27 protein-coding genes and 2 pseudogenes are annotated in these 21936 nt (G+C 68.9%); 19 read left to right on the top strand and 10 right to left on the bottom strand.

Annotated elements, in window-relative coordinates:
* The first annotated feature begins 30 nt into the window (after positions 1-30).
* The 3 genes and pseudogenes from ACMYLB_RS01975 to ACMYLB_RS01965 all read left to right on the top strand — a co-directional run bounded on the left by ACMYLB_RS01975 (position 31) and on the right by ACMYLB_RS01965 (position 1033).
* Positions 31-390 (top strand): hypothetical protein, encoded by a 360-nt coding sequence (locus ACMYLB_RS01975; RefSeq protein ID WP_415909312.1) that lies wholly within the window; start codon positions 31-33, stop codon positions 388-390.
* A 32-nt stretch (positions 391-422) separates the two neighbouring features.
* A pseudogene (locus ACMYLB_RS01970) lies at positions 423-632 on the top strand (hypothetical protein); the annotation flags it as partial.
* Positions 633-679: 47 nt separating this feature from the next.
* Positions 680-1033: a hypothetical protein gene (locus tag ACMYLB_RS01965; protein WP_415911154.1), complete on the top strand. Its 354-nt coding sequence runs from the start codon at positions 680-682 to the stop codon at positions 1031-1033.
* On the opposite strand, the gene ACMYLB_RS01960 is transcribed toward ACMYLB_RS01965, so the two are convergent.
* The gene (locus ACMYLB_RS01960; protein WP_415909311.1) at positions 981-1403 is read right to left on the bottom strand and encodes a WYL domain-containing protein; all 423 of its coding nucleotides are present in this window, start codon (positions 1401-1403) and stop codon (positions 981-983) included. The genes ACMYLB_RS01965 and ACMYLB_RS01960 overlap by 53 nt on opposite strands.
* 40 nt (positions 1404-1443) lie before the next feature.
* Positions 1444-2232, bottom strand: coding sequence for a rhamnogalacturonan acetylesterase (locus tag ACMYLB_RS01955; RefSeq protein ID WP_415909310.1), 789 nt, complete (start codon positions 2230-2232; stop codon positions 1444-1446).
* Positions 2233-2312: 80 nt separating this feature from the next.
* Here ACMYLB_RS01955 and ACMYLB_RS01950 point away from each other — a divergent pair, with 80 nt between their 5' ends.
* A complete protein-coding gene (locus tag ACMYLB_RS01950; protein WP_415909309.1) occupies positions 2313-2792 on the top strand; it encodes a heme-binding domain-containing protein in 480 nt (159 codons plus the stop codon).
* Between the two features lie 99 nt (positions 2793-2891).
* Here ACMYLB_RS01950 and ACMYLB_RS01945 read toward each other — a convergent pair whose 3' ends face one another.
* Positions 2892-3389, bottom strand: a complete 498-nt coding sequence (locus ACMYLB_RS01945) for a MarR family winged helix-turn-helix transcriptional regulator (protein ID WP_415909308.1) — start codon at positions 3387-3389, stop codon at positions 2892-2894.
* A gap of 58 nt (positions 3390-3447) precedes the next feature.
* Here ACMYLB_RS01945 and ACMYLB_RS01940 point away from each other — a divergent pair, with 58 nt between their 5' ends.
* The 3 genes and pseudogenes from ACMYLB_RS01940 to ACMYLB_RS01930 all read left to right on the top strand — a co-directional run.
* Complete coding sequence (locus ACMYLB_RS01940; RefSeq protein ID WP_415909307.1) at positions 3448-3900, top strand: DoxX family protein; 453 nt, start codon at positions 3448-3450, stop codon at positions 3898-3900.
* A gap of 120 nt (positions 3901-4020) precedes the next feature.
* The gene (locus ACMYLB_RS01935; RefSeq protein WP_415909306.1) at positions 4021-4494 is read left to right on the top strand and encodes a GNAT family N-acetyltransferase; all 474 of its coding nucleotides are present in this window, start codon (positions 4021-4023) and stop codon (positions 4492-4494) included.
* Positions 4495-4509: 15 nt separating this feature from the next.
* Positions 4510-4704: pseudogene (locus tag ACMYLB_RS01930) on the top strand (cupin domain-containing protein); the annotation flags it as partial.
* A gap of 122 nt (positions 4705-4826) precedes the next feature.
* On the opposite strand, the gene ACMYLB_RS01925 reads toward ACMYLB_RS01930, so the two are convergent.
* The 5 genes from ACMYLB_RS01925 to ACMYLB_RS01905 all read right to left on the bottom strand — a co-directional run bounded on the left by ACMYLB_RS01925 (position 4827) and on the right by ACMYLB_RS01905 (position 10891).
* Positions 4827-7526, bottom strand: coding sequence for an ABC transporter permease (locus tag ACMYLB_RS01925; RefSeq protein ID WP_415909305.1), 2700 nt, complete (start codon positions 7524-7526; stop codon positions 4827-4829).
* 41 nt (positions 7527-7567) lie between these two features.
* Positions 7568-7909, bottom strand: a complete 342-nt coding sequence (locus ACMYLB_RS01920) for a PadR family transcriptional regulator (protein ID WP_415909304.1) — start codon at positions 7907-7909, stop codon at positions 7568-7570.
* A 168-nt stretch (positions 7910-8077) separates the two neighbouring features.
* The gene (gene ric / locus ACMYLB_RS01915) at positions 8078-8806 is read right to left on the bottom strand and encodes an iron-sulfur cluster repair di-iron protein (RefSeq protein WP_415909303.1); all 729 of its coding nucleotides are present in this window, start codon (positions 8804-8806) and stop codon (positions 8078-8080) included.
* A gap of 150 nt (positions 8807-8956) precedes the next feature.
* A complete protein-coding gene (gene ilvA, locus ACMYLB_RS01910; RefSeq protein WP_415909302.1) occupies positions 8957-10174 on the bottom strand; it encodes a threonine ammonia-lyase in 1218 nt (405 codons plus the stop codon).
* Between the two features lie 240 nt (positions 10175-10414).
* Positions 10415-10891: a hypothetical protein gene (locus tag ACMYLB_RS01905; protein WP_415909301.1), complete on the bottom strand. Its 477-nt coding sequence runs from the start codon at positions 10889-10891 to the stop codon at positions 10415-10417.
* A 74-nt stretch (positions 10892-10965) separates the two neighbouring features.
* On the opposite strand from ACMYLB_RS01905, the gene ACMYLB_RS01900 reads away from it, so the two are divergent.
* The 4 genes from ACMYLB_RS01900 (at position 10966) to ACMYLB_RS01885 (ending at position 14534) form a co-directional block, all read left to right on the top strand.
* Positions 10966-11319 (top strand): type II toxin-antitoxin system RelE family toxin, encoded by a 354-nt coding sequence (locus tag ACMYLB_RS01900; protein WP_415909300.1) that lies wholly within the window; start codon positions 10966-10968, stop codon positions 11317-11319.
* A 15-nt stretch (positions 11320-11334) separates the two neighbouring features.
* On the top strand, positions 11335-12240 hold the full coding sequence (gene pssA, locus ACMYLB_RS01895; protein WP_415909299.1) for a CDP-diacylglycerol--serine O-phosphatidyltransferase: 906 nt from the start codon (positions 11335-11337) through the stop codon (positions 12238-12240).
* Between the two features lie 195 nt (positions 12241-12435).
* A complete protein-coding gene (dnaN, locus tag ACMYLB_RS01890; protein ID WP_415909298.1) occupies positions 12436-13560 on the top strand; it encodes a DNA polymerase III subunit beta in 1125 nt (374 codons plus the stop codon).
* Positions 13561-13661: 101 nt separating this feature from the next.
* Entirely contained in the window at positions 13662-14534 is an 873-nt protein-coding gene (locus tag ACMYLB_RS01885; RefSeq protein ID WP_415909297.1) for a hypothetical protein, read from the top strand.
* Here ACMYLB_RS01885 and ACMYLB_RS01880 read toward each other — a convergent pair.
* Positions 14528-14947, bottom strand: coding sequence for a DUF5069 domain-containing protein (locus ACMYLB_RS01880; RefSeq protein WP_415909296.1), 420 nt, complete (start codon positions 14945-14947; stop codon positions 14528-14530). The two genes, ACMYLB_RS01885 and ACMYLB_RS01880, sit on opposite strands and share 7 nt — an antisense overlap.
* A 287-nt stretch (positions 14948-15234) precedes the next feature.
* On the opposite strand from ACMYLB_RS01880, the gene ACMYLB_RS01875 reads away from it, so the two are divergent.
* The 7 genes from ACMYLB_RS01875 (at position 15235) to gndA (ending at position 19133) form a co-directional block, all read left to right on the top strand.
* The gene (locus ACMYLB_RS01875) at positions 15235-15360 is read left to right on the top strand and encodes a hypothetical protein (RefSeq protein WP_415909295.1); all 126 of its coding nucleotides are present in this window, start codon (positions 15235-15237) and stop codon (positions 15358-15360) included.
* Entirely contained in the window at positions 15357-15722 is a 366-nt protein-coding gene (locus ACMYLB_RS01870; protein WP_415909294.1) for a hypothetical protein, read from the top strand. Before ACMYLB_RS01875 ends, ACMYLB_RS01870 begins: the two co-directional genes overlap by 4 nt.
* Positions 15674-16039, top strand: a complete 366-nt coding sequence (locus tag ACMYLB_RS01865) for a helix-turn-helix transcriptional regulator (RefSeq protein WP_415909293.1) — start codon at positions 15674-15676, stop codon at positions 16037-16039. Before ACMYLB_RS01870 ends, ACMYLB_RS01865 begins: the two co-directional genes overlap by 49 nt.
* A 74-nt stretch (positions 16040-16113) precedes the next feature.
* The gene (locus tag ACMYLB_RS01860; protein ID WP_415911138.1) at positions 16114-16722 is read left to right on the top strand and encodes a kinase inhibitor; all 609 of its coding nucleotides are present in this window, start codon (positions 16114-16116) and stop codon (positions 16720-16722) included.
* A gap of 12 nt (positions 16723-16734) precedes the next feature.
* Positions 16735-17058 (top strand): cupin domain-containing protein, encoded by a 324-nt coding sequence (locus ACMYLB_RS01855; RefSeq protein ID WP_415909292.1) that lies wholly within the window; start codon positions 16735-16737, stop codon positions 17056-17058.
* 129 nt (positions 17059-17187) lie between these two features.
* On the top strand, positions 17188-17487 hold the full coding sequence (locus ACMYLB_RS01850) for a hypothetical protein (RefSeq protein ID WP_415909291.1): 300 nt from the start codon (positions 17188-17190) through the stop codon (positions 17485-17487).
* 137 nt (positions 17488-17624) lie between these two features.
* Entirely contained in the window at positions 17625-19133 is a 1509-nt protein-coding gene (gene gndA, locus ACMYLB_RS01845; protein WP_415909290.1) for an NADP-dependent phosphogluconate dehydrogenase, read from the top strand.
* A 723-nt stretch (positions 19134-19856) separates the two neighbouring features.
* On the opposite strand, the gene ACMYLB_RS01840 is transcribed toward gndA, so the two are convergent.
* On the bottom strand, positions 19857-21152 hold the full coding sequence (locus tag ACMYLB_RS01840) for a type II restriction endonuclease (RefSeq protein ID WP_415909289.1): 1296 nt from the start codon (positions 21150-21152) through the stop codon (positions 19857-19859).
* 155 nt (positions 21153-21307) lie between these two features.
* Between ACMYLB_RS01840 and ACMYLB_RS01835 the strand changes: the two genes are divergently transcribed.
* The gene (locus ACMYLB_RS01835; protein WP_415909288.1) at positions 21308-21904 is read left to right on the top strand and encodes a DUF305 domain-containing protein; all 597 of its coding nucleotides are present in this window, start codon (positions 21308-21310) and stop codon (positions 21902-21904) included.
* The last annotated feature ends 32 nt before the right edge of the window (positions 21905-21936 follow it).

The following is a 21936-nucleotide window of genomic DNA, read 5'->3' as shown; positions in this document are numbered from 1 at the left end:
CGGTTCGGGCCTGCTGATCGCCGGCCTGCTTTGAAAAGTTTCCGCTACGCGCTCGATCCGCTGTGCGTGGCGGCGGTGGCGGCCTACGCCTTCGGCCGCTGGTGGCTGCGCGCGCACGTCGCGCACGGGTTCTGGCACGACCAGTTCACCGACACCCTGCTGATCCCGGCGGCGCTGCCGGTCGCGCTGTGGCTGCAGCGCCGGCTCGGCCTCCGCGCGCACGACGCGCGGCCGCACTGGCGCGAGATCGCGCTGCACCTGGCGGCGTGGTCGATCGCCGCCGAGGTGATCGCGCCGCACGTGTTTCACCACGCGACGGGCGACTGGCGCGACGTCATCGCCTACGCCGCCGGCGCGCTCGGCGCCGGGGCGTGGTGGAGCCTGGCGTGAGCTTCGATCTCCTCGCGCCGCACTACGGCTGGATGGAGCGCGTCGTCGCCGGCCGGCTGCTGCAGCGCTGCCGCACGGCGTGGCTGCCCCGGTTCGCCGGGCGCGAGCGCCTGCTCGTCGCCGGCGTGGGCCACGGGCGCTTCCTGCACGAACTGCTCCCGCGCCACCGTGCGCTCCGCGTCGTCTGCGTCGACGCCAGCGCGCGCATGCTGCGCGCCGCCGAGCGCGGCGCGCGGCGCGCCCGCCTCGACCTGTCGCGCGTCGAGTTCGTCCACGCGCGCCTGCCCGAGTGGACGCCGCCGGCGGGGCGTTCGACGCCGTGGCGACGCACTTCTTCCTCGACTGCTTCGCCCGGCCGCAGCTCGACGCCGTGGTCGCGGGCCTGGCCGGCGCCGCGACGCCGGACGCGACCTGGGTGATCTCGGACTTCGCCGTGCCGCCGCACGGCTGGGCGCGCCAGCGGGCCCGCGCCGTGCATGCGCTGATGTATGCGTTCTTCCGCGTGGCGACCCGCCTGCCGGCGCGGCGCCTGACCCCGCCGGACGCCCTGCTGGCCGCGCAGGGCTTCGTCCTCGGCGGCCGCCGCACCTTCAACCACGGCCTGTTGCAGGCCGATTGGTGGCAGCGTCGGGCTCGCGCGTGACCTCGAGCTCGATCGCGCGCAGGTTCGCCCGCTCGGGACGATAGTTCGGGCGCGGGCTGAAACCGCGCTCCGTCAGCGCGACGTCGGTGATTTCGCCCAGCAGGAAGGTGCGCCAGCCGCTCGGCGGCTCGGACCGGCTGCCGCCCTCGACCTGCCACGCGAGCACCGCGCGGTGGCCGCTGGCGGTGACGCCGAGCGCGTGCGGCTCGACGAGGCGCACGTGCCCGCCGTAGCGCAGGCGCAGGACGCGCTGGCGGCGGATGGCCTCGCGGACGACGTCCGCGGCCTCGGCGCCGGCGGCGCGCGCCGGGCTCGTTCCGGCCGCAAGCGCGATCCCGCAGACGGCCCGGAGAAAAGCTCGCCGATTCACGCCCCGAGCGTGCCCGGGACCGGCGGGGCTGGCAAGCGCCCTAGCGCTCGGCCTTGGCGTCGGGCTGCGTCCCCGCCGGGCGATCGCCGGCGAGCTGGTCCGCCAGCGGCAGGCCGAGCCGGATGATCTCCTGCACCGCGAGAGCCGCGACGCGGTCGGCGCCGTAGGCCGAGTAATGCGTGTCGTCCCGCCAGCCTTTCGGCTGCCGCGCGTAGACGCCGGGTGCGATCCAGAGATGCAGGCGCTTCGAGCCCTCGCGGCCGTGGCCCTCCTCCAGCGCGGTCGTGAGCGCGTTCAACTCCAGCACCGGCACCTGCTCGGCCTGGCCGACCTCGCGGACGGCGGCGACGTAGTCGCCGTGCGTGTCGACGAGGTGCGCGCCGTCGGGCGACCATTTGCGGCGCGCGACGGACGTCGCGAGGATCGGCGTGGCGCCCTTGGCCCGGACGTCGGCGATCATGCGCCGGAGATTGCCGGCAAACTCGCCCCGCGGCTCGGTGTGGCGGGCGGCGTCGGGTTTTTCGTCGTTGTGGCCGAACTGCACGATCACCCAGTCGCCCGGCTGCAGCGCCGCGACCAGCGCCGGCCAGTGGCCCTCGGCGAGGAAAGACTTCGTGCTGCGCCCGTTCAGCGCGTGATTCACGACCGTGAGCCCGGCGCCGAAATACCGCGGCAGCGCCTCGCCCCAGCCGTATTCGGGATTCGGCTGCCGGCGCTCCTTCGTCGCCATGGTCGAGTCGCCCGCGAGGTGCAGCTGCGCGGCGGACGCAGGCAGCGCGCCCGCCGCCACGAAGAGGGAACCGATCGCCAGCCACGCCCGGAAGTGCATGGGCGCATCCAAGCTCCGCGGCGCCGCCGCGGCGAGTTTGAAGTCTTGCCCGTGACACGCGGCGGTGGAAGGTTCGCGGGGTGAAGACTTCCGCCAAAATCCTCCTGGGCCTCGGCGCGCTGCTGGTCGTCGCGCAGGCCATCCGTCCGATGAGCAACCACGGCACGGTCGCCGGCCCGAACCACCTCGCGCAGCTCGCGCCCGTGCCGGCGGAGGTCGACGCGATCCTCCAACGCGCGTGCTACGACTGCCATTCGAACGCCACGACCTACCCGTGGTATGCCAACGTCCAGCCTGTCGGCTGGTGGCTGGAGAAGCACGTCCGCGACGGCAAGCGCCACCTGAATTTCTCGGAGTTCACGACCTATCCGCTCAAGCGCGCCACCCGGAAGCTCGAGGAGACCGCCGAGGAGGTGCGCAAGCACGGCATGCCGCTGGCGTCCTACACCTGGATGCACCCGGAGGCGAAGCTGACCGAGGCGGAGATCAAGACGCTGGCGGAGTGGGCGACCAACACCCGCCGCGCCGTCGGCGCCGCCCTCAGCGCGCCCGGCAAGTGAGGCCGCGCCCCACCCCGGCCGCGTGGGCGGCCGGCGGACGTTGAGGACTCGCCGCGGACGCTCCTCCGACCGGAGGCATCGGCCGCCGCGCCCGGCGGCTCACGCCGGCAGCCGCTTGTCCTTCTCGCAGGCGGGCGCGCCGGGCAGCTGTTCCATCGCGGAAACCACCTTGCTCATCAGGCGCGCGAATTCCTGCGCCTCCTCGTCCGAGAGGTGCGCGGCGAAATACTTGGCGATGCCGGCGCGGTAGACCGGCCAGATCTGGCGCAGCACCTCCACGCCCTTGTCGGTCAGCTGCGCGTGCTGCACGCGGCCGTCGCTCGGACAGGACTTGCGGACGATGAGCTTCTCCTTCTCGAGCTTGTCCACCAGCCGCGTGAGCCCGCTGCGGCTGAGCAGCGCGCTGCGGGCCAGCTCGCTCATCCGCAGGTGGCGCCCGGGCGCGAGATAGAGCTCGTAGAGGGCATCATACCAGCTCAGCGACGGCAGCCCGGCCGCCTGCAGATCGGCCTCGATCGCCGCGAAGATCCGCCAGAACGACACGTAGTAACGGCGCCAGGCTTCGAGGTGATTTTCGGGCAGGTTGGGCTGCTTCATGCCGGCACCCTACACTTTTTAGTTGCATATGCAACTGTTTCCGGTCTTTTGGTTGTGTATGCAACTAACTTCCCTCCTCCCATCCCTCGTCGCCACCGGCGACTCCTTCGCGCCGCTCTTCCTGCGGCTTTCCCTCGGGCTCATGATCCTCCCGCACGGCCTGCAAAAGACCCTCGGCTGGTTCGGCGGCTACGGCTTCCAGGGCACCATGGGCTACCTGACCAACACGGTCGGCGCGCCGTGGATCTTCGCGCTGCTGGCGATCCTGGCCGAATCCGTCGGCGGCGTGATGCTGCTCGCGGGCGTCGGCACGCGCGTCGCCGCGCTGGGTGTGGGCGGCGTCATGGTCGTCGCGGCCGCGCAGCACTGGCCGCACGGCTTCTTCATGAACTGGTTCGGCAACCAGAAGGGCGAGGGCGTCGAGTTCTTCATCCTCGCGCTCGGCCTGGTGCTGGCGCTGCTGGTCCTCGGCGGCGGCAAGTGGTCGCTCGACGCGCTGCTGGCGAAGTAAGGCCCGTTTCACCGCGACGGGGCCCGGCGCCAGGCCGCGCCCCGCTTTTTCTGCGCGGCTGTGCCGGCCGGCCCGGCCCGCAGGGTCGACACCGAACGCCCGACCGGCGAAAAAGGCCGGATGTCCGACCCGTCGCTCCAGCTCCGTCGCGCCACGGCCGCGGATTCGGCCGCCGGCCGCGCGCTGATCCACGCGGTGCTGGCCGAGTTCGGGCTCCGTCCCGATCCGGCCGGCACGGACGCCGACCTGGCGGACCTCGCCGCGCCCTATTTCTCGCGCGGCGGCGACTTCGTGGTGTTGGTCGATCCGGCCGGCGCGATCCTCGGCACCTGCGGGCTCTTCCCGCTGGGCGCGGGCGTCGTCGAGCTGCGCAAGATGTATCTCGCCCCCGCCCTGCGCGGCCGCGGCCAGGGCCGGCGACTGCTCGACTGGGCGCTCACCCGCGCCCGCGAACTCGGCTTCCGACACATGACTCTGGAAACCGCCACCGTGCTGCGGGACGCCATCGCCCTCTACGAGCGCAACGGCTTCCGGCGCGAGTGCGGCGGCGTGCATTCTGGCCGCTGCGATTTGTCCTATCGCCGCGAGCTGTGATCGATCTTTCCCCGCATGAAACCCGCCAACGTTGCCGAAAAACTGTCGCTCATCGCCACGCATTGGGATCCGAAGGTGGTCGCCGAACTCAACGGACAGCACGTGCTGCTCGTGAAAATCAAAGGCGAGTTCGTCTGGCACCATCACGCCGACGCCGATGAGATGTTCCTCGTCGTGCGCGGGCGCTTCCGGATGGAATTCCGCGATCGCACGGAGTCGCTCGCCGAGGGCGACCTCATCGTCGTCCCGCGCGGCGTCGAGCACCGGCAACGTCCGCGGCGAACTCACCCGCGCCCACCACGCGAAGATCTGAGCCGCCGCGGCGCCCGCGTTTATTCGGCGCGCAAAAGCGCGAGCGGATCGACTTTGGCCGCCCGCCGCGCCGGCAACAGCCCGCCGATCACGGCCGCGAGCAATCCGGCCACCGCGGCGAGCGCGATGGCGGCCCCATCCGCGCGCAACCCGACCATCATCCACGAGCCGAGCACCCGCGGGAGGAGCAACGAAAGCCCCACGCCGATCGCCGCGCCCAGCAGCCCGAGCGTCGCCGCATCGCGCAACACGTCGCGCCACACGCGACCCGGCTCGGCGCCGATGGCCAGGCGCACGGCGATCTCTCGCGAACGGCTGGCAACCAGATAGCCGAGCGCGCCCAGCACGCCGATCACCGCGAGCAGGGTCGCGAGCACGCCGAAACCCGCCGTCAGGCGCACCGTGGCGACGTCGTTGCGCACCCAGCGCTGCGCGCGCTCTTCGAGCGTCGTCCAGCGATTGAACAACACACCCGGCTCGGCCGCGGAGATCTTTTTCTTCAACGCCTCGCGGGCCGCCGCGGCATCGCCCGCCACGCGCACGACCAGGCAACCGGCCGTCGCGCGCCATTGCGGCAGCGGATCGTAGAACATCGCCGGTGGGGCCTCGCGCACGCCGTTCACCCGCGCATCCGACACGATGCCGACGATCTCGCGGTCCTCCGCATCGGCCGTTTCGCCGAAACCGAAGCGGCGGCCGATCGGATCCGCATCGCCGAACACCTCGCGCGCCAGCCGCTCGCTGATCACGGCGACGTTCGGTCGGCCGGCGACATCATGGGCCGTGAAGCCGCGCCCGCGCACGAGGGTCATGCCCATCGTGGTGAAGTAATTCTCGTCCACGCTCTCGTGCTGGATGTTCTCGCGCGGCTGGTGCGCGACTTCGCCGCGGAAATACACGCCGCTCGCCGAACGGCTGCCGCTGAGCGCGCCGCTGGCCGCGAACGCCACTTCGCGCACCTGCGGCAATTCGTGCGCCGTCGCGCGGAGCCGGGCGAGCAGCGCCGGCTGGCGTTCCTCGGGAATGCCCGCGCCGCGCAAATCGAAGAACGTCTGCACCAGCGCCGCGCGATCATAGCCGGGCGCCTCCGCCAGCACCCGCCGGAGATCGAACGCCAGCGCGCCCGCGACGGAAATCAACATCACCGACAGCGCGAGCTGCGCCACGATCAGCGTCCGCCCCAGTCGCAGCGTGCCACCCGCGCCGAGATGCCGCTGCTGGAGCACGGACTGCGGCGCGAGCCGCGCCATGAGCCAGGCCGGCGCCAGCCCGATCGCGAGCCCGAGCCCGAGCGCGAGAACGGCGAGCGCGCCCGCCATGGCCCAATCGAAGCCCGGCAACCCGCCGCGCACGTCCGGCGCGAGCCAGCGCGCCAGCAACGGCGTCAGCCACGCGCCGATCAGCCCGCCGCCCACCGCGCCGCCGCAGGCGAGCAGCAAACTCTCGAGCAGCGCACCGCGCGCCAGCCGCCAGCGGCCGGCGCCGAGCGCGAGGCGCACGCCGAGTTCCCGGCCGCGGCCGAGCATGCGCAACAGCAGCAGCGTGGCGGAATTCGCCGCCGTCACGAGGACCACTGCCGCGACGAGCAGCGTCAGCGTGAGGCCGACGCGACGGAAATCGTTCCGCGTGTCGGAGTATCCCTGCGGGCTCGGCACGAGCCGCGGCACGCGGTTCCGAAAATCCTGAATCGTCGGCGCGTCGGTGATGATCGCGAGCGCCGCGTCGAGTTGCGGCCGCCACGAACGCTCGAGCGCACCGTGCGCGGCGGTGTTGCCCGGCGCCACGCGCACGAGCGCGGACAGCCAGTTGACGTTGTCGAGGCGCGTCCACTGCTCGAGCGCGACCGGCCCGTCGGAAATCGTCCACGCCGACGGCCTCAACCCGAGCGGCGCGTGCAGTCCGAGCGGGAGCCACAAATCCGGACTGTCACCCAGGGAAACGCCATCGAACGACGCCGGCGCGATGCCCACGATCGTCACTTCCTGGCGGTTGAGGCGCACGCTGCGCCCGACGGCATCGGGCGCGCCGCCGAGCTTCGCCAGCCAGAACGCGTGCGACGCCACCGCGACCGCCCGCGGCGCCTCGGTGGCGTCATCCGCCGGGGCCAGCACGCGACCGCGTGCCGCGGCGATCCCGAGGGCGGAGAAAAACTGGCCATTCACGAACTGCACCTGGCATGGCTGCGCCGGTTGGTCGTCCAGACGCAGCGCCGCGCGGGTCGGGGTCGCGTAGGCCGCGACGCGTCCGCCGAGTTCCGGCGCCTCCGCCAGCCGGCGGATCGTCGGCGCGCTGAGCAAGAACGGTTCGCCCGTCGCGTCCGTCACCAGGCTCAACTCCTCCGGATGCGGCACCGGCAAGGGCTCGAGCAACACGCCGCGCACGAGCGAAAACACCGCGGTCGTCGCGCCGATGCCGAGCGCGAGCACCGCCACGAGACTGAGCGCGAAGGCCGGGCGCCGGCTCAAGCTGCGCCCGGCGACGCGGAAATCGTGCACCCACGCCTCGAGCGAAGGCCAGCCGAGCGCGTCCTCGGTCTCCTCGCGGGTGGCGAGGACGTTGCCGAAGGCGAGGTGGGCCTGGCGGCGGGCCTCGACGCGGTCGAGGCCGCGGCGGACGTTTTCCTCCGTGAGCTGCTCGATGTGGGTGCGCATTTCCTCCTCCAGGCGGGCGACGCGGGCGCGGCGGCCGAGGAGGTGGCGGAGTTTCGTCCAGAGTTTCATGGCGTGGAAAACGGAGCGACTTTCGTGGAGCCGGAGAAAAATCAGGCCTCGGCAGCGAGCACGGCGTCGACGAGCGCGGTGACGCGCTGCCAGTTGGCCACCTCCTCCTTGAGCTGTTTGCGGCCGGAGGCGGTGATGGCGTAGAAGCGGGCGCGGCGGTTGTTCTCGCTCGTGCCCCACTCCGAGGCGATCCAGCCCTGCTCCTCGAGGCGGACGAGCGCGGGGTAGATCGTGCCCTGGTTGAGGAGCACGGAGCCGCCCGAGACCTGCTCGATGCGGCGGGCGATGCCGAAGCCGTGCTGCGACCCGAGGGTCGCGAGCGTCTGGAGGACGAGGAGGTCGAGGGTGCCTTGGAGGAGTTCGGTGCGGTCGGGCTCGCTCATGTCGAAGATCAACAGGTGTTCCTGTTGAAAGTCAACACGAGCGCCGCGGGCCGGTCGGCTAGCGGGGCGGACGCACGGAGGGGCCCCCGCGCGGCGGGGACTCCTCGGACCAGGCGAGGCGCGGGCGAGGAAGCGCCGCCCGCTTGGGCGATCCGTCGGTCGGCGGCGTCAGTTGCGGTCGGCGAGCTCGAGGGCGCGGGGGAAGAGGACGTTGTTCTCCTTGTGCACGTGGCGATGCAGGTCGGCCTCGAACTCCTCGAGGCCGCCGAGGAGGGCGCGGTGGGTGTTGCACGCGTCGCCGTCGGGGCGGAAGCCGTCGGTCAGCTCGCGCAGGCGCGCGACGGCGCGGCCGGCGGACTCGTGCTCGTCCTCCATCTGGCGGATCGGGTTGGCGATGGAGCCGCAGTGGAAATTGTCGGCGGCGCCGGCCTCGATCTGGCGGACGAGCGGAAAGAGGACGCGCTCCTCCTTGGTCATGTGGCTGAACATCTCGCGGGTGAGGAGGCCGACCGTTTCGGCGACTTCGGCGAGGCGGGCGTCGCGCCAGCCGTGCTTGCGGGCGACGCGCTCGGCCATTTCCAGCAGGCGCGGCAGCTCGGCCTTCACATACTCGTGGTGCGTGCGCTCGATGTGGTCGGCCAGCTCGCGGAGGGAAAGCGTGGCGGGGTTGACGTCGTCGGTGCCGGGCGTGACCGCCAGCGCCGCGTCGATCAGAGCGAGGACGGTGGCGGGGTCGAGGCCGCGGGCGGCGGCGAGTTCGGCCAGCGGCTTCTTGCCGCCGCAGCAGAAGTCGATGCCGAGCTTTTCGAAGAGGCGCGAGAGCGCCGGACGCGCGGCGACCATGGCGCCGACGGTGGTTTCAACGGTGAAGACGGGAGACGTGGATTCGGTGTTCATGACGCGGCCAATCTAGCCGCGCGCGCGCCGGCGTGCCTTGAGCTGCGTCAAGGGATGCGCGCGGCGCGCGAAAGGGCGGCTGCGGGCAACCGGCCCGACCGCAAACGCGAGCGCCCCGGGGTCGCGGGTTACCTGCGGAAACGAACGCGCTCAGCCTTCGACGACGACCGGGAAGCCGGCCTCGCGCAGCGCGCGGTGCAGGGCGCGCACGTGGGCCTGGTCGCGGGTCTCGACCGTGCAGACGGCGTTGACGGCGTGGACGTCGGGGCCGCTGAAGGCGCGGTCGTGCGCGATGTCCTTCACGCTGGCGCCGGACTGGGCGATGACGCGCGCGAGCGCGGCGAGGCCGCCGGGGCGGTCGCTGATCGTGACGGTGAAGCGGGTGATGCGGCCGTCGCTGACGAGGCCCTTCTCGATCACGCGGCTGAGGATGGCGGGGTCGATGTTGCCGCCGCAGGCGACGAGCACGACGTTCTGGCCGGCGAGTTCGGCCAGCTGGCCGGACATCATGGCGGCCAGCGGGGTGGCGGCGGCGCCCTCGACGACGATCTTCTCCATCTCGATCATGCGCAGGATGCCGACGGCGATCTGCGCCTCGGTGACGCGCACAACGCCGTCGACGTGCTGGCGGATGATGGAAAAGGAATTCGCGCCGACGGTGAGCGTGGCGAGGCCGTCCGCCAGGGTGGCGTGGCGCGGGACGACGACCGGCTTGCGCGCCTTCAGCGCGGCGGTGAGGTTGCCGGTGGCGACGCTCTCGACGCCGATGACCTTCACCTGCGGACGGACGGACTTGATGGCGAGTGCGACGCCGGCGAGCAGGCCGCCGCCGCCGACGGGGCAGACGACGGCGTCGACGTGGCGCACCTGTTCGAGGATCTCGAGGCCAAGCGTGCCCTGGCCGGCGATGATCTCCGGCGCGTCGAAGCCGTGGATGTAGGTCAGGGCCTCGTCGCGCACGAGGGCGTCGGCCTTGGCGCGGGCGGCGGCGAAGTCGGCGCCGTGCACGAGGACGTGCGCGCCGAGTTTCTTGCAGGTGCTGATCTTGATCAGCGGCGCGTAGTCGGGCATCACGACCGTGACGGGGATGCCGAGGAGCTTGCCGTGGTAGGCGAGCGCGGCGGCGTGGTTGCCGGCGGAGGCGGCGATGACGCCGCGGGCGCGCTGCTCGCGGGAGAGCTGGAGCAGGGCGTTGCGCGCGCCGCGTTCCTTGAACGAGCCGGTGCGCTGGAGGTTATCCAGCTTGCAGTAGATGTGCGCGCCGGTGACGTCGGAGAGCGGGATCGACTCGGGGCAGGGCGTGACGACGACGCCACTGCGGATGCGGCGGCGGGCCGCGCGGATGTCGGCGAGGGAAACGGGAAGCATGGGGAAGGCGGCCGGATCGCAGCGGCCCGCGGGCGCGGGCGGGGCGAGGACGGCGCGGATTTTTGCGCGGACGCTAGCGGGCGGCCGCGGGCGCGCAACAGTCTTGGGGATGCGGGGGACGATTGAGGCGGCGCTTCTATCGTCCCGTGAAATGCTACTGAAAGCGCCCGCCGGTCGGCGCCGCGGGGCGGAGCGGCCGCCCGGTCCGTGATCGGTGCCGGAAGGGCGAAGCGGGCGGTGTCAGTTCGCGTCCTTGCGCTCGAGGCGGCGCTTCTGGCGCTCCTCGCGAGCCTTGACCGCCGCGGCGCGCTCCGCGTCGTCGAGCACGCCGTCCTTGTTCTTGTCGAACTTCGCCAGGACGGCTTCGCGGTTGGCCTGGTATTCCTCGCGGGCCTTCTCGGCCTCGGCGCGTTCGGCATCGTCGAGCACGCCGTCGCCGTTCTTGTCGAAAAGCTTCAGGGCTTTCTTGTAGCGTTCCTTCGGACCGCTGCCGGCCATGCCGCGCATGTAGGCCCGGGCGGCGAGCTTTTCCTCGTCGTCGATGCGGCCGTCGTGGTTCCGGTCGAATTTCTCGAGCAGTTCGCGCTGGCGGGCGTTCAGCTCGGGGCGGGCGGGCGGCGTGGCCGCGGCGGCGGCCGGCGGCGGTTCGGCCGCGGCGCTGAAGACCGGGATTAGCGTTGCTGCGAGCAGGGAGAGGGCTAGAGACCTTGGCGCCATAGCGGTGTTGGGAGGATTGCCGACTGCAGGCAAGACGACCAGCCTGCGCGGCGGTTACCGGGTCCATTCACGCCATGTTCCAAGTCACTTTCTCTGAGCAAAGTATGCGCGAGCTCAACCGGCTCGACAAACTCGCCCAGCTGGAGGCCATCGAGCCGATCAGCAAGGTGAAGCCGTCCGACCTCGCGCACCCGCGGGAGCCGCTCGGCCGGTTCAACCGCGGCGGGGTGGATTTCTACCGGCTGCGGGCGGGCGAGTTCCGGTTCTACTTCACCGTCGACGGCGACAAGCTCCACACGCACTACATCCTCCACAAGGCCTCGCTGGAGGACGCGCTCTTCCGGCTGAAGCTGCCGGTGTCCGAGAAGCAGCTCTTCGAGCAGGACTCGAAGTTCTGGAAGTATCTCGAGAGCCTGACCAAGAAGTAAGCCGCCCCGCGTCCCATGCCCGATCTCCAAGATCGCGAGAACCCCTACAACGTCACCCAGGCGAGCCGCATTTATTTCCTGCCCAACCTGATGACGGCGGGAAACCTGTTCTGCGGCTTCATCGCGGTCATCAAGTGCATCCAGGCCCGGCTCATCACCGACGCCGGCGACTACGCCGCCGCGCACGTCGGCCAGAGCGCCCTGGAGCTCTACACCCAGGCGGTGTGGTTCATCCTGCTGGCGGTGGTGTTCGACTCGCTCGACGGCCGGCTGGCGCGCTGGGGCGGGCGCACCTCGCTGTTCGGCGCGGAATTCGACTCGCTGGCCGACGTCGTCTCGTTCGGCGTGGCGCCGGCGCTGATGGTGTTCTTCCTCATCCTTGCCCCGCGCGAGCAATTCCAGTGGTTCCGCGAGCTGGGGTGGTTCATCGCCTTCATCTACCTGCTCTGCGGCGCGGTGCGCCTGGCGCGCTTCAACGTCATCACCAACCCCCTGCTCCACCGTGCGGAGGCGGAGTCGAACAAGGACTTCGTCGGCCTGCCCATCCCCGCGGCGGCCGGCACGGTCGCCTCGCTGGTGCTCCTGCTGGTCAACTTCGCCCGCAACGACCGCGAGTTGCGCCAGCTGACCGTCGCGCTGCCGCTCCTGCTCATCCTCGTGGCGTTCCTGATGGTCAGCACCGTCCGCTACCCGAGCTTCAAGCAGGTGAACTGGGAGACGAAAACGCGCTTCCAGACCTTCGTCATCATCATCGTGGTCGCCGCGCTGGTGGTGAAGCTCCGCGAGGTCGCCTTCTTCTTCGTTTTCCTCGGCTACATCGCCTACGGCCTCTTCGCCCACTACCAGCGCGCCGCCCGCCACGCCAAGATGCGGGTTCTTCGCAAGCGCGTTGTGAAGATGCGCGGGGAAAACCCCGAATAACTTTTTCGTGTGAACAACTGCGGACTTATTCGCGCCGGCTCCACAGTTGTTCGCAGCGTTTCGCCGTCCGGTTTTTCACTCGGAAAACACCGGAGTTGCTGCGATATTCGTCGACCATAATAATACGGATACTTCCTTATTGAATCCCTCTCTATCTATCCATTCTGTGGGAAACCCTAACACCCTGTTCGCCCGATGAAATTTAAGATCAATCGCGACCACTTCAGCAACGGCCTGGCTCAGGTCCTCAACGTCGTGGGATCGAAGGCGGCGATGCCCATCCTGAGCAACGTGCTCATCGAGGCGGAAAAGGATCAGATTTCGCTTTCCACGACCAACCTCGACCTCGGCATCCGCTGCAAGATCAAGGCCGAGGTGAAGGAGGGCGGCAGCGTCACCCTGCCGGTGAAGCGCCTCGCCACCATCGTGCGCGAGCTGCCCAACGTCGACGTCACGGTCGACGCCGCGGCCAACCACCAGGTCAAGATCGCGTCCGGCGGCTCCAATTTCAAAATCATGGGCATCGGCGCTGAGGAGTTCCCGAAGCTGCCCGACACCGGCGACGACAAGACCTTCTCCCTCGAGCAGGCCGAGCTCGCCGGCATGCTGGGCAACGTCGCCTACGCGCAGTCGACCGACGAGACCCGCTACATCCTCAACGGCGTCTACTTCAACTTCAAGGACGGCAAGCTCTCGCTCGTCGCCACCGACGGCCGCCGCCTCGCCCTCGTGGCGAAGGAGATGCCCGTGCCCGCGGCCAGCGCCGGCGCGATCATCCTGCCGGCCAAGACCGTCTCCGAGCTGCTCCGCCTCCTCGGCAAGGGCGACAAGCTGAAGATCGCCTTCAACGACCGCCGCGCCGCGTTCCAGATCGACACGAACAAGGACAGCTCCGGCCTCACCGACGCGATCTACCTCTTCTCCAAGGTCGTCGAGGGCAACTACCCGAATTACCAGCAGGTCATCCCGAAGGAGACGCACCAGCGCATCGCGCTCGAGCGCGAGCTGTTCCTCCAGTGCGTGCACCGCGCCGCGCTCGTGACCTCCGAGAAATCCAACTCGGTCAAGATCAAGCTCTCGGCCAACCTCCTCGAGATCACCGCCTCGTCGCCCGACTTCGGCGAGTCGCACGAATCGATGGCGATCGCCTACAGCGGCCCCGACCTCCAGGTCGCGTTCAACCCGCAGTTTGTCATGGATCCGCTCCGCGCCCTCACGAAGGACCAGGTGTTCTTCGAGCTGAAGGACGAGGTCAGCCCCGGCGTCTTCAAGACCCTGGAGAGCTTCGTCTGCGTGATCATGCCGGTGCGGCTGAGCTGAGCCGGCTCCCCTTCCCTGCGGGCGGTAGCCCCGACGATCATGCCCGGGCAACCAGCACCCACCGCGGCGGTCCCTGACCGCCGCCTCGCGTCATGACGGAGATGCTGACGCTTTTCCTCGCCCCGGCGGCCGCGCTGCTGCTGCTGCTGTTCTACATCAATCTGCGCCTCGCCTCGCCGCTGCTCGCGATCCCGATCCGCTGGCTGCGGTGGATCCTCTTCGCGCTCTTCCTGGCGGAGACGAACGGGCGCTTCGACTGGATCGACCGGCCGTTCTGGGTCGTGGCGACGGGGGCGTTCCTCGGCTGGTTCCTCGCCGAGTCGGGCTTCAACTGGCTGCGGGTGTCCGCCATCAGCCTGAGCCCGCTGCCGCTGTTCCCGAAGTTCACCGCCAACACCAGCGGCGACGAGTGGCCGGTGCAGGAGCGGCTGCTGCGCGTGCGCGACTGGCTGCGCGACCACCGCTTCACGCCCGTGCAGGCGCTGAAGGCCGAGGTCGGCGGCGGCATCTGGCTGCGCGTGTCGGTCTACCAGAGCGCCGATCGCACGATGCGGCTGCAGGTGGCGTTCCTGCCGCAGGACAGCGGCGCGATCACGGTGTGCTACAGCCTGTCGACCGAGACCCAGAGCGGGCGGCGCTACGTGACCGACAATTTCTTCCTGCCCTTCGGGGGTTTCTATCCGGAGAACTGGCATGTCGACCGCAGCCCGCGGCGGCGCGCGCTGCCGAAACTCGTCGCCTACCACCAGCGGCGCATCGCCCGCGCCGGCGAGACGGCGGTCGCGTGGGAAACCGAGCCGCTCGACGACCTCAACCGCCAGCAGCAGGCGATGGAGCAGGTGAACACCGAACTCGGCTTCCTGCTCCCGCATGCCGAGCGCGAGGAGCACGGCAAGATCACGCCCGAGGGCCGCTTCCGCATCTGGAAGGAAGCCTGGCTGCTCGACTACCTCGGCATCGCCGGGCGCTACTGACGCGCAGCGTCGCTCGTGCGCGGGACGATCTCGTCGAGAAACCCCTCGTCCCACGCGATCGCGGTGAACACGCTGTCGACGCGCGGATCGGTGCCGGACGGATACAGATTACGCCGAGCCCACGCGAGGGACTTCTCACACGGAAAACCGGGCCGGCCGAGATTCGGCGCGAGCGCGTTCCACGCGGCGATCCGCTCCGGCGTGAGCGCGCCGCGCGCAACGAGTGCCGCGACCACCGCCGCATCGTCCGGCGCGGAAGCGACGGCGGCGAGGACTTCCTCCTTCGTCAGCCCAAAGTGCGCAAGAAAAGCACCGTCCGTCGCGAGCGGGTGACAGAAGGGCAGTTGAAAATCCGCTGGCAGCGTGCCGGCGAAATGCAGCCGGCATTTGTCGACGAGGCGCGGCAGCCACACGCAGCCGCCGAGCGAATCCATCGGTCTCCGGAGTCGGATCATGGCGGCAGTGTAGCGGAGGACGCGCGCCGCGACCTTCCCCTTCCGCGCAAACCCGTGCCGCAAGCGCTCAATCGCACAGCCCGCCGCACCCGCAGCTTCCCCGCGCCGGAAAACCCGCTCCAATCGCGGCGATGTCGTTCCGCCATTCCGCCGCCGCTTTGCCTGCCGCCGCCCCGGGAGAACGCCGGCCGGGCGCCGGCCGATTTGCCGTGGTCTCCGCGCCGGGCTCCGCTCAACGTGACCCGATGAAGCGCTCCCTCCACGTCCGGCCCGGCCTGGGCCTCGCCCTGCACGTCGTGCAGGAAGGCGGCCGGCCGTTGTGGCGGGTGGGCGTGGAGTTTCCTCGCTGCTGCTCGTGTGCGCGGGCGTGAAGCGCCTGAAGCTCGACGGCGCGGAGGTCGTCGCGCGCGCCGGCGAGATGATCGCGCTCTCCGGCGGCTGCGAGGTCGAGGTCGTCAACACCCCGCCGGCCACCGGCCCCTACCTGGCCCAGAGCCTGTCGATCGACCCCGCGCTCTGCCTCGAGGCCGAGCCGCCGGGCGCGCGCCTGACGCCCATCGCCGGCGCGCAGCGCATCGCGCCACCGCCGGAGTTCCTGCGCACCGCCTTCGCACGGGCGCTGATCGCCTGCGACGAGACGGCGGGAACGCCCCGGCCCTCGCGCGGCACCAGGTCCAGGAGGTCGTGCTCGCGCTCGCGGAGCTCGGCCTGCGCTTCGACCCCAGCCGGCTGAACCGGATCGCCACGCGCGTGCGCCGGCTCGTCGGCTCCGATGCCCCGCGCCGGTGGCGCGCCGAGGCTGTGGCGCGGCAGCTGGGCATGAGCGAGGCCACGCTCCGCCGGCGCCTCGAGCGGGAGGACACGAGCTTCCGGCGCGTCCTGCAGGAGGTGCGCATGGGACGAGCGCTGGTGTTGCTGCAATCGAGCGAGCTGTCGGTCGTGCAGGTGGCGCTCGAGGTCGGCTACGACAGCGTCTCGCAGTTCTCCGCCTGTTTCCGGCGGCACTTTGGCCAGAGCCCGCGACAGCTGCGCGGCGCCGCCCCGCATTGAGCGCGAACGGCCGGTTTCTGAGCGGAACGGGAGCGCGGCCGGACGGGGGAACGGGTAGGCTGGGCGCGTCCATGATGAAAAATCCCCCTCGATCCTTCGCCGGCGTTTTCGGGCGCGCGCTGGCCGCGCTCGTCGCCGTCGGCTGCCTCGGGCTTGCCTTCGCGGCCGGGAACAGCGGCGCGCGCCGCGAGCCGGCTGCGTCGTTCCGCCTCGCCAGCGCCGACCTGACGCCGGGCGGCCGGTTGCCCGATGCGCAGGTGCTCGACGGCTTCGGCCGTCACGGCGGCAACCGCTCGCCGCACCTGCGGTGGGAGAACGCGCCGGCGGGAACGCGGAGCTTTGTCGTGACGCTGTTCGATCCCGACGCCCCGACGGGCTCGGGCTGGTGGCACTGGGTCGTGATCGACCTGCCCGCGGCGACGCGCGAGCTGGCCGCAGGGGCGAGCCGGCAGGCGGGTGCGCTGCCGGCGGGCAGCCGCGAGATGCGCACGGATTTCGGCGCGCCGGGCTACGGCGGCGCGGCCCCGCCGGCGGGCGAGACGCACCGCTACGTCTTCACCGTGCACGCGCTCGACGTGCCGCGCCTGGACGTGCCCGACGACGCCAGCGCCGCGCTGGTCGGTTTCCTCGTCCACCAGCACGCGCTCGGCTCCGCCACGTTGACGGTGAGCTACGGTCCCTGAACCCTTTTCCCCATGATCCACGTCACCCTGGCCTCCGAGGCCCAGCAAAGAAACTCGTTCGGCGTCGCGTTCGACCTGCTCGCGACCGGACCGCAGTGCATGATGACGAAGATGCACTACCGCGTCGGCAACCGCATCCCGTTCCACTCCCACCCGAACGAGCAGATCGGCTACATCCTCTTCGGCCGCACCCGCGTGCTGACGCGGGACGACGCGCGCGAACTCGGGCCGGGCGACACCTATGCCATCCCGGCCAATGTCGAGCACAGCATCGAGATCCTCGAGGACGCGGACGAGGTGCAGGTGTTCACGCCGCCGCGGCCGGAGTTTCGCTGAGCCGCGGATGGCCGGCGGCCGGCCGGCAAGCGCCCGGGTGCGGCGAAGCCGTTTGCCAAAGCCTCGTGAAACCCGCCGGCAGTTCAAAATCGACTCGTCTCGCCCGCCTTTCGCGCTAGCGGTGGGGTCATGACGCTCTTGCTCGCCGCCTCCGCTCTCGAGACCGCGCAGAACATCCCGCCCGCGACCTGGCTGAAGCTCGGCATCGGCATCGCGGCGTTTATCATCGCCATCGTCATCCTGCGCAAAGTCGCGCAGATGAACAAAATCGTGCTGGGTGTCATCGTCTTCGTCGTCGTTTCGATCGTCTTCTTTTCCTGGATCTACAACCGCAACGAGCCCAAGTGGCTTACGCCGGTCGTCGAGAAGATCGCACCCTTCTTCCCCAGCGCCGGTTCCTACTCGAACAAGCAGCACAAGGCGCCCTGAGGGCGGAGGGAGGCGCCGGGGTCCGCGTGCGTTCGGCGGTGAACCCCGGTCACCGCGCGTAATAAGCAACGGGTTGACCGGCTTTTGGTTTGGTCTCGGCCGGGGTGGGCACTACGGTCTGCGGCTCCACACCTCTTATGGCCAAGACGCACTCTGACATCGGACTCATCGGCCTCGCCGTCATGGGTCAGAACCTCGCGCTCAACATCGCCGACCACGGCTTCCAGATCTCGGTCTACAACCGCACCGTCGAGAAGACCGACAAGTTCGTCGCCGACAACCCGAACACCCCGGGCGGCCTCGTTGCCACAAAGACGCTGCAGGAATTCGCTGCGTCGCTCGCGAAGCCCCGCAAGGCCATCATCCTCGTCCAGGCCGGCAAGGCCACCGACGCCGTCATCGACGGCCTCACCGCGGTGTTCGAGCCGGGGGACATCATCATCGACGGCGGCAACGCGCTCTGGACCGACACCATCCGCCGCGAAAAGGCCCTGAAGGAAAAAGGTTTTCGCTTCATCGGCTCCGGCGTCTCCGGCGGCGAGGAAGGCGCGCGTTTCGGCCCGTCGCTCATGCCCGGCGGCGATCCGGCGGCGTTCAAGGAACTGAAGCCCATCTGGGAAGCCGTCGCCGCCAAGGTCGACGCCAAGACCGGCAAACCGATCCCCGGCGCGAAGCCCGGCCAACCCGTCACCGGCGGCGTGCCCTGCACGACCTACATCGGTGAGAACGGCGCGGGCCACTACGTGAAGATGGTCCACAACGGCATCGAGTATGGCGACATGCAGATGATCTGTGAGGCCTACGCGCTGATGTCCGGCCTGCTCGGCCTGAAGGCCGAAGAGCAATCCGCGATCTTCGCCGAATGGAATCGCGGCAGCCTCGACTCGTTCCTTATCGAGATCACCGCCGACATTCTCCAGCAGAAGGACCCGAAGACGAAGCGGAAGGCCTTCGTCGACGTCGTCCTCGACACCGCCGGCCAGAAGGGCACGGGCAAGTGGACCTCGGTCAACGCCCTCGACATGGGCGTCGCCGCCCCGACGATCGCCGAGTCCGTCTTCGCCCGCTGCATCTCCGCCATCAAGGAGGAGCGCGTCGCTGCCTCGAAGATCCTCAAGGGCCCCGCGAAGAAAAACTACCGCGGCTCGAAGAAGGCGCTCATCCAAGCCATCCACGACGCGCTCTATTGCTCGAAGATTTGCTCCTACGCGCAGGGCTTCCAGCTCATGCGCACCGCGCAGAAGGAATACAACTGGAAGCTCAACTTCGGCGAGATCGCCCAGATCTGGCGAGGCGGCTGCATCATCCGCGCCGCGTTCCTCCAGAAGATCACCGAGGCCTACGCGCGCAACCCGGACCTCGCGAACCTGCTCCTCGACCCGTATTTCAACAAGACGGTGAAGGCCGCGCAGGAAAACTGGCGCAAGGTCGTCTCGCTCGCCGCCGAATACGGCGTCGCGGCGCCGACGTTCTCGTCCGCCCTCGCCTACTACGACAGCTACCGCTCGGCCCGCCTGCCGGCCAACCTGCTCCAGGCGCAGCGCGACTACTTCGGCGCGCACACCTACGAGCGCGTCGACGCCCCGCGCGGCAAGTTCTTCCACGTCGACTGGCCCGAGCCGAGCCGCCCGCAGCTCGAGGCCTGAGCCTCGTGCCCAACTGTTGGCAAATAATTCAAAACGCCACCTCGCATAATCAAAACGCCAGCAGTGAGAATTAAAATGCCACTGCAGGAGAATTCAGTGGCGAACGGCAACGCACGCTCACCTCACGCGAGCTCCGGCCCTAATGACTGCGCTTTGGGTGATTCGAGTCGTCCACGCTTGTGCGAACGCGGGAATCAAGCAAAGTAGTCCCATATGTCCGATCCGGCGCATTCAACTCCGAGTGCTTTGACTCCCGCTCTGCGGAAGGCTATCCTTTCGCAGAAAGGGCGGTTCACCGCGGGCGACGTCAAAAAACATCTCCGCGAGCATGGCTTTCAGGAAGGCAGAGGCCGGACTTCTGCAATTGAGCGATCCCTACGAACCCAGCTTCGAGCAGAAGAGGTCGTGCCGCTCCCAGATCACGGGAAAGCGGGCAAGCCCTACGTCTACGTGAAGTGTGAGTTGCGGGGAACGCCGCACGGATGACTGCGGCCGCAGTCGGCTCGATCACGAGCGTCTGATTGATGCTCAGTTTAGGTTGTGGATGCGTCCGGCAGTCGCGGGATGATCCGCCACTCGATGATCACCCAGTGTAGCACCCCTTCGGGGATCGGCTCGTGCGCGAACGATGACTTCAAAACGGCGCCCCCCCACAGGCATTTGCGTGACCGCGTGCACTAGCATCGCCGTTGAGACATTTACTGTCCTACCCCGCACTTCAGTTTAGTGCGGCACCGCCGAGCCGTTGAGACTCAGCTCGCGGCTGACGGCGTGGATTGCACGGAGGCCTTCGCCGAATTTCACGATGTGGTCACGGTTGCGCGTCAGTTCGCCGTAGGGCAGGAAACGCATTTTCAGATGACCAATGTGCCGAAAGGCTGGTCGTGAGAGCTGGGCGCGAACTTCTTCCTCGCGTGCATCCGGCGCGACCAGGAACAGCCCACGCACCGCTTCGGCTGGCGCGCTCCCGGCCAAATCGAGCAGGCGAACAATGCCGGAGTAGATCGACGTGGTGTGCTCCACCTCGAACGCGGCCGCCAGGGCCCCGGTATCGCGCTGGAGCCAGATCACGTCGATGAGACGAATCGCGTCGAGCGCAGGCGCACCGGTCAACGCCGGCGGCAGCGTATCCACGCAGCCCGCGCCCAACCGGTTGCCGGCAAAAATCCGACCAGCATCATTTGCCGCAATCCATACGTTGAACCCCAGCGCCAAGCCCAAATCACGGAGCATCCCTTGGACCTCCGTGTGCGATTGCTCTTCCTCCGCATTACGCCGATGGGCCTTTTGCGCGCTGGCACTTTCCTCTCGAACCTTTGCCAAGTCCGCCTCCCATGCCGACCTCGCTGCAGCGTCGTCACCCGCGGGCGGCAAGGGATAGCGCTCGCTGCCCACGTCGAACAGGAATCCACCGATTGCGCCCAGATCGTTCGACAACAGCGAGCGATGCTCCGAGTTGAGCCGCAGAATGCCTTCCCGCATCGCGAGGTATTCGGCCCACTTCCCCAGCTTCACCTTCGCGCCCGTGAGTGCATTGTAGCCGTTGACGATCGCCGTGTTGAATGGCGGCACGATCGTCGGGTGCAGGAAATACAACAGGTTCGCCGCCGCCGGACCGAGGCCCTTGATTTGACGCGACTCGAGGAGCCGGATCGCTGCGAGGACCTCGCCTTCAGAATTGCAGCACGCGCAGGTGTCCAGGAAACGGGCGAAAGCGATCTGGTTGTCGCGGTTTTCGTAGATGTCGGGAATGCGCAGCTTCGGTTTCCACAAAAAGGCGTGGTCGGCCCCCTTGAAGATCTGGCGTTGCTCCGCCACCGAGCCGACGACGGTCTCAAGCGACGAGCCCTTGTAGACGTTACCGAAGGTGTCGGCGTCGATTTCCTTCACGACTTCCGCAATGCCCCGACGGATGGAGCGGAAGTTCTTCAGCCGTTCCTCCCACAAGAACCAGCTCTGATAGGTCGCGTGCGGGTCGGTGCGCCAGCGCTGGAGCAGCGCGGCAATTGGGGCATTCATGACGTGAGTAGAACACAACGAATCACACCGACGACACCAAATCGTCCGCTACCCGGGAAAGCGAGTGGTCCGAGCTTCCGGTAAATGCCTCGTCGCGACCGGCCCCTCGAACTCAGGCGCACCGCCGCGGTCTCCTGCGGACAACTCACATCGCTATGAAAACTCCCTGGAAATTCCTTCTCTCCTCCACAGCCGCGTCCCTGTTGGCGGCCATTGCTCTGGCAAGTGATCCAATGACGGAACACCTCCGCAAACTTTCAGATACCGACTTCGATCGGGCATTCGTGAAACAGATGGTCGAGCATCACAAGCAGGGCATCGAAATGGCCGACTTGGCCGCAAGCCGCGCACAAGACGCAAGCGTCAAGGCGTTCGCAGAGAAGACGCGCGAGTCGCAGGAGAAGGAGCTGAAGGAGTTGAAGGGCATGCGGAGCGCGTCGCAGAAAAACGCGGAGCACGACCAACACCACGATTCACACCGGGCTTCGACCGATGCCACCAACACCCATCTGAGCACCGGCGACGAGCACCAAGCGATGCAGCGGCAAACCATGTCGAAGCTGGAATCAGCACGAGGCGCCGACTTCGATCGCGCATTCGTGGAAGAGATGACGAAACACCATCAGATGGCGATCGAGATGAACGAACTCGCGCGCAACCGGGCGGCTAACAGAGAACTTCGGGCCTTCGCGGAGAAGTCGGTTTCTTCACAGCAGCAGGAGATCGCGGAGCTTCAGCAGCTGAAGCGATAAGCTCGAGGCGCGCACTTCAGCTTCCGGCGCTC

The organism is Oleiharenicola sp. Vm1 (assembly GCF_047777955.1).
Classification (GTDB): Bacteria; Verrucomicrobiota; Verrucomicrobiia; order Opitutales; family Opitutaceae; genus Didemnitutus.
This window is presented reverse-complemented; position numbering and strand designations above follow the sequence as displayed.

Coding starts and splice junctions, on each gene's coding strand:
- ACMYLB_RS01900 (WP_415909300.1), top strand. CDS start 10,966: ATGTTCCAAGTCACTTTCTCTGAGCAAAGTATGCGCGAGCTCAACCGG.
- gndA (WP_415909290.1), top strand. CDS start 17,625: ATGGCCAAGACGCACTCTGACATCGGACTCATCGGCCTCGCCGTCATG.
- ACMYLB_RS01940 (WP_415909307.1), top strand. CDS start 3,448: ATGCAACTAACTTCCCTCCTCCCATCCCTCGTCGCCACCGGCGACTCC.
- ACMYLB_RS01875 (WP_415909295.1), top strand. CDS start 15,235: ATGAAGCGCTCCCTCCACGTCCGGCCCGGCCTGGGCCTCGCCCTGCAC.
- ACMYLB_RS01860 (WP_415911138.1), top strand. CDS start 16,114: ATGAAAAATCCCCCTCGATCCTTCGCCGGCGTTTTCGGGCGCGCGCTG.
- ACMYLB_RS01935 (WP_415909306.1), top strand. CDS start 4,021: ATGTCCGACCCGTCGCTCCAGCTCCGTCGCGCCACGGCCGCGGATTCG.
- ACMYLB_RS01925 (WP_415909305.1), bottom strand. CDS start 7,526: ATGAAACTCTGGACGAAACTCCGCCACCTCCTCGGCCGCCGCGCCCGC.
- ACMYLB_RS01920 (WP_415909304.1), bottom strand. CDS start 7,909: ATGAGCGAGCCCGACCGCACCGAACTCCTCCAAGGCACCCTCGACCTC.
- dnaN (WP_415909298.1), top strand. CDS start 12,436: ATGAAATTTAAGATCAATCGCGACCACTTCAGCAACGGCCTGGCTCAG.
- ACMYLB_RS01855 (WP_415909292.1), top strand. CDS start 16,735: ATGATCCACGTCACCCTGGCCTCCGAGGCCCAGCAAAGAAACTCGTTC.
- ACMYLB_RS01840 (WP_415909289.1), bottom strand. CDS start 21,152: ATGAATGCCCCAATTGCCGCGCTGCTCCAGCGCTGGCGCACCGACCCG.
- ACMYLB_RS01835 (WP_415909288.1), top strand. CDS start 21,308: ATGAAAACTCCCTGGAAATTCCTTCTCTCCTCCACAGCCGCGTCCCTG.
- ilvA (WP_415909302.1), bottom strand. CDS start 10,174: ATGCTTCCCGTTTCCCTCGCCGACATCCGCGCGGCCCGCCGCCGCATC.
- pssA (WP_415909299.1), top strand. CDS start 11,335: ATGCCCGATCTCCAAGATCGCGAGAACCCCTACAACGTCACCCAGGCG.
- ACMYLB_RS01885 (WP_415909297.1), top strand. CDS start 13,662: ATGCTGACGCTTTTCCTCGCCCCGGCGGCCGCGCTGCTGCTGCTGCTG.
- ACMYLB_RS01905 (WP_415909301.1), bottom strand. CDS start 10,891: ATGGCGCCAAGGTCTCTAGCCCTCTCCCTGCTCGCAGCAACGCTAATC.
- ACMYLB_RS01850 (WP_415909291.1), top strand. CDS start 17,188: ATGACGCTCTTGCTCGCCGCCTCCGCTCTCGAGACCGCGCAGAACATC.
- ACMYLB_RS01955 (WP_415909310.1), bottom strand. CDS start 2,232: ATGCACTTCCGGGCGTGGCTGGCGATCGGTTCCCTCTTCGTGGCGGCG.
- ACMYLB_RS01945 (WP_415909308.1), bottom strand. CDS start 3,389: ATGAAGCAGCCCAACCTGCCCGAAAATCACCTCGAAGCCTGGCGCCGT.
- ric (WP_415909303.1), bottom strand. CDS start 8,806: ATGAACACCGAATCCACGTCTCCCGTCTTCACCGTTGAAACCACCGTC.